The 14,343-nt window shown below is 37.5% G+C and carries 7 protein-coding genes and 1 pseudogene; all 8 read left to right on the top strand.

The features are described 5' to 3' along the window. Positions 1-78: 78 nt before the first annotated feature. Positions 79-543: a transcriptional regulator gene (locus ACIP9G_RS10590; protein WP_340820956.1), complete on the top strand. Its 465-nt coding sequence runs from the start codon at positions 79-81 to the stop codon at positions 541-543. 191 nt (positions 544-734) lie between these two features. Then, a complete protein-coding gene (locus ACIP9G_RS10585) occupies positions 735-1,583 on the top strand; it encodes a flagellin N-terminal helical domain-containing protein (protein WP_401019197.1) in 849 nt (282 codons plus the stop codon). Positions 1,584-1,785: 202 nt separating this feature from the next. Further along, positions 1,786-2,922, top strand: a complete 1,137-nt coding sequence (locus ACIP9G_RS10580; RefSeq protein WP_401019195.1) for a nuclease-related domain-containing protein — start codon at positions 1,786-1,788, stop codon at positions 2,920-2,922. Positions 2,923-3,046: 124 nt separating this feature from the next. Beyond that, positions 3,047-4,318 carry a nucleotide sugar dehydrogenase gene (locus tag ACIP9G_RS10575; protein ID WP_401019193.1) on the top strand — a complete coding sequence of 424 codons (1,272 nt, stop codon included), beginning with the start codon at positions 3,047-3,049 and terminating at the stop codon, positions 4,316-4,318. Then, complete coding sequence (locus tag ACIP9G_RS10570; protein WP_401019191.1) at positions 4,315-5,031, top strand: WecB/TagA/CpsF family glycosyltransferase; 717 nt, start codon at positions 4,315-4,317, stop codon at positions 5,029-5,031. Before ACIP9G_RS10575 ends, ACIP9G_RS10570 begins: the two co-directional genes overlap by 4 nt. 462 nt (positions 5,032-5,493) lie before the next feature. Then, positions 5,494-9,183 carry an S-layer homology domain-containing protein gene (locus ACIP9G_RS10565; RefSeq protein WP_401019190.1) on the top strand — a complete coding sequence of 1,230 codons (3,690 nt, stop codon included), beginning with the start codon at positions 5,494-5,496 and terminating at the stop codon, positions 9,181-9,183. Between the two features lie 881 nt (positions 9,184-10,064). Next, positions 10,065-11,960, top strand: a complete 1,896-nt coding sequence (locus ACIP9G_RS10560) for an autotransporter outer membrane beta-barrel domain-containing protein (RefSeq protein WP_401019188.1) — start codon at positions 10,065-10,067, stop codon at positions 11,958-11,960. Positions 11,961-12,425: 465 nt separating this feature from the next. Then, a pseudogene (locus ACIP9G_RS10555) lies at positions 12,426-14,252 on the top strand (bifunctional metallophosphatase/5'-nucleotidase); the annotation flags it as partial. Positions 14,253-14,343: the final 91 nt, after the last annotated feature.

Below are 14,343 nucleotides of genomic sequence, written 5' to 3'. Positions count from 1 at the left end.
ATTTGAACATAAGATGGTTAACAAGTACGTTTATTTGTGTTAAAATCTGAATAATCAGATAATGAGGAGGGATGAAGGATGATGCAGGTTCAGTACATGAAGCCGTTCTACACGAAAATTTCTGGAGATAAATTGCGTCTCGTATTTGCTTATCAATATTTCTCAATATTAAAAGAGAATGAGATTTTTCATTTCATTCCAATTGAAGGGAAAGAAATGATTATCAACTTGCATACACAACAAATCGAAAATTTATCTGAGGTATTTGTTTTCCAAAAAGGGAATCGTTTTATTCGATTACCACTTTATCAACTACTACTCATTACAAATGTTCATGAACATTTAACGCCAATTCTTGAAAGCGCTACACCAAAGCCACAGTTACCCCTTGTCTCTTCCGCAACTGTTGGTGAGATAGATCAGCTTATTACAGAAATTGAGCAAAGAAATATTGATTATTTAATAGATCAAGCGTTATTAGATTACAATGAAGCGCTCTTTTTTGAGCTATTACATCAAAAGAGCACACAATTCGGAGGTTAACAAAAATTGAATACTAGGTACAGCAAATGAGCACCCACTTTTCATGAAGAAGAAGCGGGTGCTTTAACAGTTTAATTGAAAAAGTTTTAATCGTTCCACCTTCAATTATTTGGATTTATTACCAATAGTACTTAAAAGCAATTGGCTGACACCGATATAAATAAAAATACTGTTCGCAAGGGGGTGGGGAGATGCTAGGAAAGTGGTCTGCTACGGGAATGTCGATATTAAATAATATGAATAACCATTATAGTGCAATGAGCAAGGCGATGTTGCGAATTTCTTCGGGCTATCGCATTAATAGTGCAGCCGATGATCCGGCGGGTCTTGCGATATCTGAAAAAATGCGTGCGCAAATCCGCGGATTGAATATGGCATCGAAAAATATTCAAGATGGAATTTCACTTGTGCAAACAGCTGAAGGTGCGCTTAATGAAACGCATGCAATGATACAAAGAATGCGAGAGCTAGCAGTAGAAGCGTCCAATGATACACTAACCGATAGTGATCGTCAGCAACTCGATAAGGAATTTCAAGAGCTAAAAAAAGAAATTCAGCGCCTTTCAAAAGATACCGAGTTTAATACGAAAACATTACTGAATGGTGATTATTCGACGAATGGCCTTAAAATTCAAGCAGGAGCAAATGCGGGTCAAAGCATTGAGTTGTTCATTAATGATATGGGAGCTGCGGCACTCGGTTTAGACGACACTACTTCTATTGCAACACGGGATGATGCAAACAAGGCAATTTCAACGATGGACGAGGCATTAAAGCGAGTATCATCTGAACGTTCACGACTAGGTGCATATCAAAATCGACTCGAACATGCATATAATGCTAACATGAATACAGCAGAAAACTTAACCGCTGCGGAATCACGAATTCGCGATGCTGATATTGCGAAGGAAATGATGAATATGGTGAAATCACAAATTTTGCTACAAGCAAGCCAATATGTACTGGCACTTCACATGCAACAGGCACAATCAATTTTAAAATTGCTAGAAAGCGGAACAATAAGGAATCCCAGATACTAATGGCGATTCCTTATTGTTTTTTGTTTTAGATGGAATCGCCGATAGAAGTTGGTGAATCGCCGGTAACCCGGAAGAAATCGCCGATAAACCATTTGATTTAACAAGTTTAGTACCTGTAAACCACAGTAAATTTTTAATTTCCAACACCCTATTTTTCTACAACTTTTATGCTGTTATAGTAAAAAGAAAAGGAGTGAAGTTATTGATTGTTAAACCTTTTGCGCCATCATCGCTGACATTGGGATTGCAAGCGCTTGTTCGACGATTGCATCCTTCACATCCACAGTTCACAACCTTACAGCAGGAGCTGAAAAATAAGGAAGCGGGCGATTTTGCAGAACATTATATTTTGAAAGAGCTAGAAAAGTTACCACAGCTCAGTGACTGTCACATCTTCCACAATGTTATGCTTCCTACGGTACTCCCCATGCAAATCGACATTTTAGTCATTACATCAAGCGGTGTTATTATATTAGAAATTAAAAATATACGTGGTACTGTCCATTTCAAAAATGACCCGCGCCAGTTAATTCGTACTTTAGATACAGGAGAAATTCAAGTTTTTACGCATCCTGAAATTCAACTGGAACAGTATATTCAGGCAATGCACCATGTTCTTAACAAGCATGACATTATGATACCGATATATGGAGCAATTGTTTTTCCTTTTAATAATGTAGAAATACATCGTGAGGGTGAAGGGCTACCGATAGTAATGGGAAGAGAACTCCCAATGTATTTGCATAAGTTATTAGCGAAAAATAAGGGGATAGCTACGACTGAAATAACAAACATTATTTTGTCACAATTACAACACAGAAAGCCTTATCCGCTTTGCCGATATTATCAAATTGATCCTAATGCTTTACAAAGAGGCGTTTTTTGCGAAAATTGTGGGCACTTTGGGATGGAAAAGCTGAAAAGAACTTGGTTATGTCAGAGATGCCAGCACCGATGTACTGATGCACATGTACAAGCACTAAAAGATTATTACATGCTTGTTGGAGATACGATAACGAACAGGGACTGTCGTGAGTTTTTGAAAATTGATAGTGAGTATATCGCTAAACGATTATTGCAAAAATCGTTGCCAACACGATGTAACACAGGCAAATATACGAAGTACTACTTGTCTAGCTTGTTGGAATCGCCGATAAGAGTCTCGAAATCGCCGGTAAACCAGTATAAATCGCCGATAGAAGTCGATGAATCGCCGATAACCCGGAAGAAACCGCCGATAGAAGCCCGCGAATCGCCGATAAACCAATCCAATCACTTCCAAAAAGCTACGATAAACCCAACAAAATGTAAAAAGCACACAGAAAATACTGCAAAATAACAAATTGATTCACACTTTCCCTTGAAAGATGTATACTATAATGCAGAACAAAAATGTGAAAATGCATTTTATTGACCATATAAAAATTTACTACTCGTTTTTGAAACGGAAGGAAGAATAGAGAATGACGAAATCAATTTGTGTCGTTGGACTTGGCTATATCGGATTACCAACGGCTGTAATGTTTGCCAACCACGGCATAAAAGTACATGGGGTAGACGTAAACCCAGCAGCAGTAAAAAGTATTCAAGAAAAAAAACTTCATATTGAAGAAAACGGTTTACAAGAACGCCTAAATAAAGCAGTAGATGAAGGATTCTTAACAGCGTCAACAACACCACAAGAAGCAGATGTTTTCATTGTGGCTGTACCATCGCCAATTAACCCTGACAATACAGCGAATTTAGAATATGTACGTCAAGCAACGGCATCAATTGTGCCTTATGTGAAAAAAGGAAATTTAGTAATTCTTGAATCGACAGTACCACCGAAAACAGTAGAGCACATTATGCTACCTGAGCTAATCAAAGCAAACTTAGAGTTCGGCGTTGATTTATTTGTAGCACATTCACCAGAGCGCGTAATTCCTGGTCGAATTTTTGAAGAATTAGTGAACAACGACCGTATCGTTGGTGGAATTGATGAAAAATCTTCTCAAATGACAAAAGAGCTTTACCAAACATTTGTAAATGGCACAATCCACTTAACTGATGCAACAACAGCTGAATTAGTAAAAGTAATGGAAAACACATACCGTGATGTCAATATTGCTTTTGCTAATGAGCTTGCAAAAATGGCTGAAAAATTAGACGTAAACATTTGGGAAGCCATTAAATTTGCTAACTATCACCCACGTGTGAATGTACATTTCCCAGGTCCTGGTGTAGGTGGACATTGTATCGCAGTAGACCCATGGTTCCTAGTTGAGCTAGGTGGCGAACAAGCACAAATTATTCATATGTCACGTAATACAAATGACAGCATGCCAAGATTTACAGCACAAAAAACACAAGCCATTTTAAATGAAAACAAAATCGCAGGTGGCAAAGTAGCTGTGCTTGGACTAGCCTTCAAAGGAAACGTTGATGATATGCGTGAAAGTCCATCAACAATCGTAATTGATGAGCTACAAAATTTAGGCTTAGAAGTGATTTCTTATGATCCACACATTAAAGAAAACAAACATGCAACACAAACACAAAGCTTAGAAGAAGCAACAAAAGATGCAGATATCATTGTCGTGCTAACAGATCACAATGAGTTCAAAGCATATAATGCTACGGATATTACTGTAAAAACAAAAATCGTCTTTGATACGAAAAACTGCTTAAACCGTGAAAAATGGCAAGAGGCTGGCTTCCAGTTCCACTTACTAGGGGATGCGAAAAACCGATGAAAGAAACAGTACTTGGCATCAACGTCAATACGGAAGGCTACGATGAATTAATGGATATGGCATTTGAGCGCATTGAAAACAAACAAAAAGCGCTCGTCGTTGCTATTAATCCAGAAAAAATTATCAAGGCAAAAGAAGACCCAGCACTAAAGAAGCTATTAAATGAAGCAGAATTTCAAATTCCAGATGGTATTGGTGTTATTCTTGCTTCGAAAATTCAAAAAGGGCAAATTCGTGAACGTGTTACAGGCGTCGATATGATGATGAAGCTTTGTGAAGAAGCGGCAAAACGAAGCAAGCCAATCTTCCTTTATGGAGGCAAACCTGGTGTTGCCGATGCAGCAAAAGCAAAGCTAGAATCGCTATTTCCTTCTATTAAAATAGTCGGCGTACAGGACGGCTATGAAAAGGACGAACAAAAGGTCATCGATCGTATTAATGAAACCCAACCGGATTTATTATTTGTCGCGATGGGAAGTCCAAAACAGGAAAATTGGATTAACACTAATCGAGACCGATTGCACCCAACGATTTATCAAGGTGTTGGTGGATCGTTCGATGTGCTGGCAGGTACAGTAAAACGTGCTCCGGAAATTTTCCAGAAGTTTGGTCTTGAATGGTTTTACCGATTAATGAAAGAACCTAAGCGCATCAAGCGTCAGATCGCACTACCACTTTTCTTATTAGAAGTGGCAAGGCAAAAACGTCAATAATTTTTAAAAATTGGTATTGTCGTTTTAAATTGAAAGTGTTAGACTGTAGGTGTATAGGAATTTCCTCTATGAAATAAATAGAATTCCCTGCAAGGAAACAACGGTTGGTAGCCCAAGCGAAAAAAGCTCAAGCATTTATATGCTTGAGCTTTTTTCGTTTTATGAAATAACTTAATTATCCAATATTTTATATCATTCTAGAAAATATGAACAATAGAATGGTAGAAAATTAGATTTTGTTGGAAAAGTTGCATATTTTCACTTGAAAAAAACCGCCTAATAGCCGACAATGGTAAAAGAGAGTTCGATGTCCACTATTTTCCGGAAGTGAATTAGTAATTTTCCCAAAATATGATTGACAACTTTTAGGGATACAACTATACTTTTATGTGTAGTTGTTTATTTACTACATAACTATGTAGTAGAGACATAATTTTTTAACTTAGAGGAGGAAATTTTTCTATGGCTAACCAACCAAAGAAATACAAAAAATTCGTAGCTACGGCTGCAACGGCTACTTTAGTAGCTTCTGCTATCGTACCAGTGGCTTCTGCAGCAGGATTCTCAGATGTAGCAGGTAACGACCACGAGGTAGCAATCAACGCACTTGCTGATGCAGGTATCATCAATGGATACGCTGACGGCTCATTCAAACCAAACCAAACAATTAACCGCGGTCAAGTGGTTAAATTATTAGGTCGTTATTTAGAAGCACAAGGCCAAGAAATTCCAGCTGACTGGAATTCAAAACAACGCTTCAACGATCTACCAACAACAGCTGAAGCTGAATTAGTTAAATATGCTGCACTTGCTAAAGATGCAGGCGTATTCAACGGTTCAAACGGCAACTTAAACGCTGCTCAAACTATGCAACGTCAACAAATGGCAGTAGTTTTAGTACGTGCTATTAAAGAAATCGCTGGCGTAGACTTAGTTGCTGACTACAAAAAAGCTGGTTTCGTAACTGAAATCTCTGACCTAGAAAAAGCTTACTCTGCTGAACAACGCAATGCTATCGTTGCTTTAGAATACGCTGGTATCACTAACGTATCTAACTTCAACCCAGGTAACAGCGTAACTCGCGGACAATTCGCTTCATTCTTATACCGCACAATCGAAAACGTTATTAACACTCCTGAAGCTGGTGTTGCTGCAGTTAAAGCTGTAAACAACACTACTGTTGAAGTAACATTCGACGAAGAAGTGGACAACGTACAAGCTCTTAACTTCTTAATCTCTGATCTTGAAGTTAAAAACGCTGCTGTTAAATTAACAAACAAAAAAGTTGTTGTTTTAACAACTGCTGCTCAAACAGCTGACAAAGAGTACACTGTATCTCTTGGCGAAGACAAAATCGGTACATTCAAAGGTATCGCTGCTGTAGTTCCTACTAAAGTTGATTTAGTAGAAAAATCAGTACAAGGTAAACTTGGCCAACAAGTAACACTTAAAGCACAAGTAACTGTTGCTGAAGGTCAATCTAAAGCTGGTGTCCCAGTAACTTTCTTCATCCCAGGTTCTTCTAATGGCGTGAAAACTCCAGTAACAGTTGAAGCTGTAACTAACGACGAAGGTATCGCTTCTTATACTTACACTCGTTATGCTGCAACGAACGACACTGTAACTGTATACGCTAACGGTGACCGTTCTAAATTCTCAACTGGTTATGTATTCTGGGCAGTTGACCAAACTTTAGAAATCACTGAAGTTACTACTGGCAACACTATCAACAATGGTGCTAACAAAACTTACAAAGTAACTTACAAACACCCAGAAACTGGTAAACCAGTATCGGGTAAAGTACTTAACGTATCAGTTAAAGAAAACATTGACGTAACTGTTGATAAATTACAAAACGTTACAGTTAATGGTCTTGCTGTAGTTCAAACTAGCGATAACAACACACGTGCTGCACAAATCACAACTGATTCTAAAGGTGAAGCTACATTCACAGTTTCAGGTTCTAACGCTGAAGTAACACCAGTAGTATTTGAAGCGACTCCAGTTACAACTACTAATGCAAATGGTACAGTTACTACAACTGGATACACTCAAAAATACACTGCTGATACATTACAAGCATCTGCTGCAAAAGTAACATTTGGTGCAATTCAAGCTGCTTACACACTTGAAGTAACTCGTGATGGTGGCGAAGTTGCGGCTACTGGTGTTGAAAATGGCCGTAAATATAACTTAGTAGTGAAAGATAAAGATGGTAAATTAGCTGCGAACGAAACAGTAAACGTTGCATTTAACGAAGATATTGATGGAGTAATTTCAACAGTTACTACTGCACAATTCGTAAAAGTAGAAAACGGTAAACAAGTTGGTTATAACGGTAAAAAAATCACTGTTAAAACAAACTCTAAAGGTGAAGCAAGCTTCGTAATTTCAGCTGATGCTGTAAACACTTACGCTACACCAATCGCTTGGATTGACATTAACAACCAAAGCGCTACAGATGCAAACTTAGACAAAGGTGAACCATCTGCTGTTGCACCAATTTCATACTTCCAAGCACCATATTTAGATGGTTCTAAATTAGTATCTTATGATGGTAATGATGAAACTGATGAATTTGATGGTAACTCTACTGCAACATTTAAAGTACAACTTACAAACCAAAGTGGTAAAGTAGTTACTGCATCTGGTTATAAAACTGAAAATGTTTCTTACACTGTTTACAACACTGGTGCAGAAAATGTAGTAGTTGACGGAGTAACAATCGCTCCTAACCGCGTTCATACATTAGTTGCTAAAACTGGTGAAATTAAAGTTACTTCTGAAAAAGGCTTATCTACTTCTGTAAAAGTTCTTGCTACTGGTGTGGCTAAAGAAATTAACGGAAACAAAGAATTCGCATTCACTTCTAAAGAAGCAACTGCAAAATTCACTGCTGCTAAAGAAGTTCCAAGTTCATTCACTGGATTTGTTACAGTATTCAATTCAGCAGACTCAGGTACTGACAGCAACTCTATCTGGTTTGACGGTAAAAACCCTGTTAAATATGCTGGAGTAAGTGGTAAAACATTCAAATACTTCGGTGCAAACGGTAATGAAGTATTTGGAGAAGCAGCATGGGAAGCTTTATTAAATAGCTATGTTGGTCATGATGTAAGAGTATCTTATAATGTTGATGGAGATACAATTTCATTCAAAATCATTACAGTATCAGTAGCAACTCCAACTACTGGTTTACAAAAATATGCAGGAACACCTGCAGCAAATAATCCACCAGTTGCTAAAGTTGTTGGAGACCAAACAATTGCTATTAATGCAACTCCTGTAGAATTTACAGCTTCACAACTTGCTTCAGATGTAGATGGTGATACATTAACTATTTTATCTGCTTATGCAGACAATGCTACAATTGCAACTGCAGCTGTTGCTTCTGGTGGTGCAAAATTCACATTAACTCCAGGAACTAATGTGGGTACAACAACTGTAAATGCTGTTGTTGCTGATTCTAAAGGTGCAACTGTTACTACTACATTCAAATTAACTGTAACAGCGGCTTCTTACACAACAGTTATTGGTAACCCTGCTAGAGGTTATGTAGCTCCAAAAGTATCAACTGCTACTCTAACTGCTCCAAGTGTAACTGCACCTGGAAACATTACAGTTTCAATCGATGGAGGAGTAACTACAACTTTAGTTACTTTAGCTGACAACGCTTCTGCAGCTGATATTGCCGGAGCAATTAATACTCAAGCTGGAACATCAGTAACTGCAACTGTAGATGGCGCTGATGTAGTATTAAAATCTAAAGCTGAAGGTGCAAAAATTACTACTGCTCTTGGAACTGCAACTGGTACTGGTTTAGCTACAACAGGTACTGATGGTGCTGCAGTAACAGCTCAATACTCATTCAAAGTAGACTCTGCTCCAGCGACAGCTACTAAATTTAAAGTGGCAGTTGGTGCGAACTTCTACGAGTATACATCACCTGGTTCTCCACAAACTGCTGCACAATTAGCAACTGCAATTGCAGCAGAATTAGCGACACAAGTAACTGCTAATAATGCAAACGCTAAAGCATTCGATGCTAAATATAAAGTAACTGAAGTAAATGGCGTAATTACAATCGAACAAAAAACAGCAGCAGCTTCAACTGATCAATTAGCTGTTACAGCAACAGTTGTTACTCCTTAATAAAACTAAACGAAACGTTACTTTATAAACTAGCTTGCTAGTGAAATAAGTGGATTTAGACCCTATAGGAAGAACTTTAATTAGTTTGGCTCTATGGGGTCTTCTTCTAACTATCGTGCTTGTATTCATCAGGGTAGTTCTGATGCGTGGGAAACAGTTCCGTTTGCTCACGAGCCTAATCCTCCTGCATCCAATGCGAGTGTCTATCCGCTCAAAGGGATGAAGTCAGGTGAAGTCGTACTTAGGTGAAATTCCTAAGGCGGGGCTCTTTAAAAAATGACTATGGCTAGGACAACGAATCCATGTAGGCTGTATGTGTCGATTATGCGTGCGAAATTGCTAGGGGTTCATGTATAATTCTGTCATCTGTAATGATGATTGGGTCATCTGTATATAATTTGGAACTGTTAAACGGATGATGTGCATATTGTATAGTGGGAGCCTAAGGTCATTAAAAAGAGGGAACAAGTCGATGGAACGTTTGAAGTCTTTTCGGAAGAGGTTCGGTAGAAAACCTGTGAAACTGAAAAGATGGCAGCAGGTTCATAGTAGTGTCGATTGCTAGCCGTTTGGACTTGTATGGTAACATATGAGAAGGGTAAAACTAGCAGGAGCGAAGGAACCTAGTCAGTAGTAGTTCAATAAGAAACTTATTTCCCCAAAAAATTTGTTTCTTACAATCAGTAATTTCATAGGAGTAATCACATATATGTGGTTACTCCTTTTTTTAAGTTATAAATACTGAATAGTCAGACTATTATTGACAGCACGCCGTATGCGGTGAAAGCCGCTTGTCCGGTGTAGGCTCGAATCGAAAGCCATTGTACGTGGTATAAGACGAGAATAGCGCAACCACTTTCAATGTAAATAATGCACTATCATTGTCTACAGCAATCTCAACTGTTAAAGATGGAGACACTATTAAATTAACAGCTTCTTTCTCTACTAGCCCCATCACTATTAGTAAATTAGCACACCTAAATTTAAATGGTTATACATTGATAGGTGATGTAACAATCTCTAGCAATACAGCAGGAACGCTAAATATCTCTGCAGGAAATATTGTTGGTAATTTAACAGTAAATACTGCTAATGCTACGGTAAACAATGCTGCAACTGTTACTGGAACTATCACAATCAATAATGTAAGTGGAAACACATGGAATGAGAATGTATCAGGGAATAACTTAATATTCAATGATCCAGATGCAGGTACAAAACTTGTATTAGGCGCAACTGCACGTGTGGCAAGTATTACATTAAATAGACCTGCTGTAGTAACCATTCCTACTGCTGCTTCTATTGGGGCATTAATAGTAAATACCGCAGGATCAACAGTAAATAATGCTGGAGCGATTACCGAAGTAGAAAAAAATGCGGATGTTGTAATTAACGGAAATGCACCTGAAACGGTTAAGCCAGGTCCGGGTGTTGTTACATCGGTAGGAACTCAAGCCGAATTAGAAAGTGCTCTAAACAATACAGCAGTTCACAACATTAAATTCACTAAAAATATTGAAACTTCATCACAAATTCTTGTAAAACAAGCAAATCAAAAGATTGATGGTGGAAACTTTCAGTTAATTGCTAAGCAAGGTATGACTTACACAAATCCAAACAAATCAGTGTTAACGGTTCTAGATGCAACAGGTGTTTCAATTTCAAACCTTACTGTAGACGCATCGGCTGTAAATACTGCCAACAAGTGGGATGGGCTCTACGCTCTTCAAGTGTATAATGCAACTGGCGTCAACCTTGATGGTGTCACAGTTAAAAATGCAGATGCAGGGTTGCTAGTGAATGGTTCACAAGTGAAGGTCAATGCCATTACGACATCTGGTAACGAATTTGGGGGTATTGAAGTATCACAAGGAAAAGATGTTACTTCATCTTCTACATTAACTGTTGCTGGAAACAGTACACATACGAATGAAAATATCTACATTTGGACAGTTGGTAATAATGCAACTGTAGTAGATGCTACGAACCAATATAAATTCGCTAAAGATATTAGACCAGGCAAAGAGTTATATACAAATTATATTCTTGCTTCAGAAAATAGAGATATACCTTTTACATTAATAGAGGCGCCAAAGAGTTTTACAAGTAAAACACTAACAAATCTAGATTTTTCTACTGTACAAGCAACACAAGCACAACTAGTTAGTAAACCCGTTACAGTAGGTGATTTTACTGGTAGTAAAAAAGATTTTACGATTCGTGTGCAAAAAGGAGCACGAGTGGATGATATTCCTGTAACTGTTTCTTGGAAGTTATCAACTGATTTCTCAAAAGGATTAGCGATGGGAAGTGTAGTAGAAAGTGCAATTCAACAATTTTATGTTGATAAAGACATGGCGAATGGCGATTCACAATATACGGAGTTAATGTCTCGCCCAGTAATGGCGACAGGGAATTATGAAAATGACCAATTTTATATAGGGACATTTTCTACAGGTTCTCAGGCATCAATTACATTACTAGGAAACGATTGGGCGTATTTCTTTGATAATAATCAAGCGCATGGAACAGATGTCGATACATCTAAAAATCGTACATTTACAATTAGTGATGAAACAAATACAGTAACAATTAATTTGGCTTCTAATTTTGCGACGATTGATGACTTAGTAAAATATATAAATAATCGTCTGAAAAATGCAGATGTAAAAGCAAATGCAGAAAAAGTAGGTACTGCACAATTTAAAATTACATGTACATCAAATCAAGGAAACTTAATAATTGATGGTTTAAACAAAAATGATTTCTTTGAATAAATATTAATATATTCAGTGCCTAAGTAAATATATTTACATTAATAGATAATGATAGTTTAAGCCCTAACATCTACTACAGATGTTAGGGCTTTTTATAACTAACATATTTAGTAGCAAATGTTCAATGTAGGATGTTTGACAACATTATATAAGTGCTAGTTGGAGGTAGCGAAAAAGCGAAATCGTTACCTACTTATTATTTAGGAAAAGTGAAGCTACAGTTAACAATTGCACTATTTTTACATAATCATGTATTACTAAAAATAGTATAAATTTACAACTAATAAATATTTTTTAAATAGTGCATTAACACTAATATGGTTTCATATATATGTACTGGGGAAATAAGTTTTACTACTATTGATGGCACGCCGTATGCGATGAAAGTCGCTTGTACGGTGTAGGCCCAAACCGAAAGCCAGATAGAGAGATAGAGAGATGGTATAAGGTGGGAATAGCAAAGGTAATTTTAATTTGTCGTTAATGCATTCTAACGACACTCATGCGAATTTAACTAATATTGCTAGAAAGGTGACAGCAGTCAAGGAGGTTAGAGCGAAAAAACCAAATGCATTACTAGTTGATGCGGGAGATGTATTTTCTGGATCTTTATACTTCAATGAATTTAAAGGACAAGCTGATTTGGCGTTTATGAACTTAATGGGTTATGACGTGATGACATTTGGTAACCATGAGTTTGATTTAGGCTCAAGTCCACAAGGGCATCAAGCGTTAGTAGATTTCATTAAAGGCGCTCAATTCCCATTTGTTTCAGCTAACGTTGATTTTTCTAAAGATAATAAATTTACTGGGCTGTTCTCAGATTTAATTTCAAGTGATCCGAAAAACGGCAAAATTTACAATGGGATTATTAAAGAAATTAACGGAGAAAAAGTAGGTATTTTTGGTTTAACTACTGCTGAGACAAAAGATATTTCTTCTCCTGGTAGTATCGCGTTTGAAAACTATATTGAAGAAGCTGAAAAAGCAGTTAAAGCTTTTGAGGATAAAGGCGTTAATAAAATCATTGCCCTAACGCATATCGGGTACGACGATAATCCTGCATATGATAACGACCTTATATTAGCGAAATCAGTAGCAGGCATCGATGTGATTGTCGGCGGTCATAGCCATACGCAACTTGATAAACCTGTTGTAGTCGATAAGAATATGGGTGGACAAGCGAAAGATAAGACAATTATTGTACAAGCGTATCAATACAATGATTACTTAGGGACATTGGATGTTACCTTTAACCCACAAGGTGTAGTCATTGCACATAATGGGGCTTTATTAAAAGTGGCAGATTATGCAGAGGATACAAATGCTGTGGCGACATTAAAACCATTTAAAGATCAAGTTGATGCGGTTTCTAAATCTGAAACAGGTGCAACTGCAACAGTAGCGCTGGAAAATCCACGTGATAATGGAGATACGGCAAAGCCGAGTGTTCGTAAAAATGAAACGCCGTTAGGGAATGTTATTACAGATGGCATGCTTGCAAAAGCGAAACAATACAATAAAGATGTGATTATGGCGCTACAAAATGGCGGAGGTATCCGTACAGCAATTAATCAAGGTCCAATAACGGTAGGTGAAGTTATTTCCGTTCTACCATTTGGTAATACATTAGCAACGGTGACTTTAACTGGAGCGGAATTAAAACAAACACTTGAAAAAAGTGTGAGCCTATATCCACTTGAAAATGGTGGTTTCCTTCATGTTTCAGGTGCAAAGGTAGAATTTGATTCTTCTAAACCAGCAGGGCAACGTATTGTCAAAATCACTTACAAAGATGCTCAAAATAACGATATTGCAATTCAGGATAATGAAACGTATACAATCGCTACAAATGCATTTACTGCAAAAGGCGGAGATGGCTTTGATGTTTTGAAAAAGGCATATGAAGATGGACGCGTAACGGATTTAGGTTTATCGGACTGGGAAAATCTCGCTGAGCATTTAAAATCTTTAGTGAATGTCAATCCGAAAGTTGAAGGTAGAATCGTAGACGTCGCTAATAGTCAACAGCCTGAAAAAGTTGATGGAGCTGATTTCTCTGGAACTGCTGGACAACCTAAAGTTTACGAAGGAAATGTAACAGTAAGTATCTCAAATATTGCTTCTTTAGCAAATGCAGTTGTGAAAGGGAATTTAATTTTAACTGGTACTGTGCCTGCGCAATTCTCATTTAACAATCTAAAAGTCGGAGGCGATCTTGATCTTTCACAATTAACGGGAGACCTATTTAATTTTGATGGGGTCGATGTTACAGGAGATACAATTCTATAAGTATTGCAAAGCCTTCTCCTAGTGGGATGGAGGCTTTGTATTTTAATGTTAACTACACTCGTTTGTCCATATTGAAAGGGGAACTTTTTGG

It is taken from the genome of Lysinibacillus sp. NPDC093197 (assembly GCF_044754025.1).
Classification (GTDB): Bacteria; Bacillota; Bacilli; order Bacillales_A; family Planococcaceae; genus Lysinibacillus.
This window is presented reverse-complemented; position numbering and strand designations above follow the sequence as displayed.

What these genes read in the sequence shown, in the direction of transcription:
- ACIP9G_RS10565 (WP_401019190.1), top strand. Translation starts at nt 5,494, where the DNA reads ATGGCTAACCAACCAAAGAAATACAAAAAATTCGTAGCTACGGCTGCA.
- ACIP9G_RS10585 (WP_401019197.1), top strand. Translation starts at nt 735, where the DNA reads ATGCTAGGAAAGTGGTCTGCTACGGGAATGTCGATATTAAATAATATG.
- ACIP9G_RS10590 (WP_340820956.1), top strand. Translation starts at nt 79, where the DNA reads ATGATGCAGGTTCAGTACATGAAGCCGTTCTACACGAAAATTTCTGGA.
- ACIP9G_RS10575 (WP_401019193.1), top strand. Translation starts at nt 3,047, where the DNA reads ATGACGAAATCAATTTGTGTCGTTGGACTTGGCTATATCGGATTACCA.
- ACIP9G_RS10570 (WP_401019191.1), top strand. Translation starts at nt 4,315, where the DNA reads ATGAAAGAAACAGTACTTGGCATCAACGTCAATACGGAAGGCTACGAT.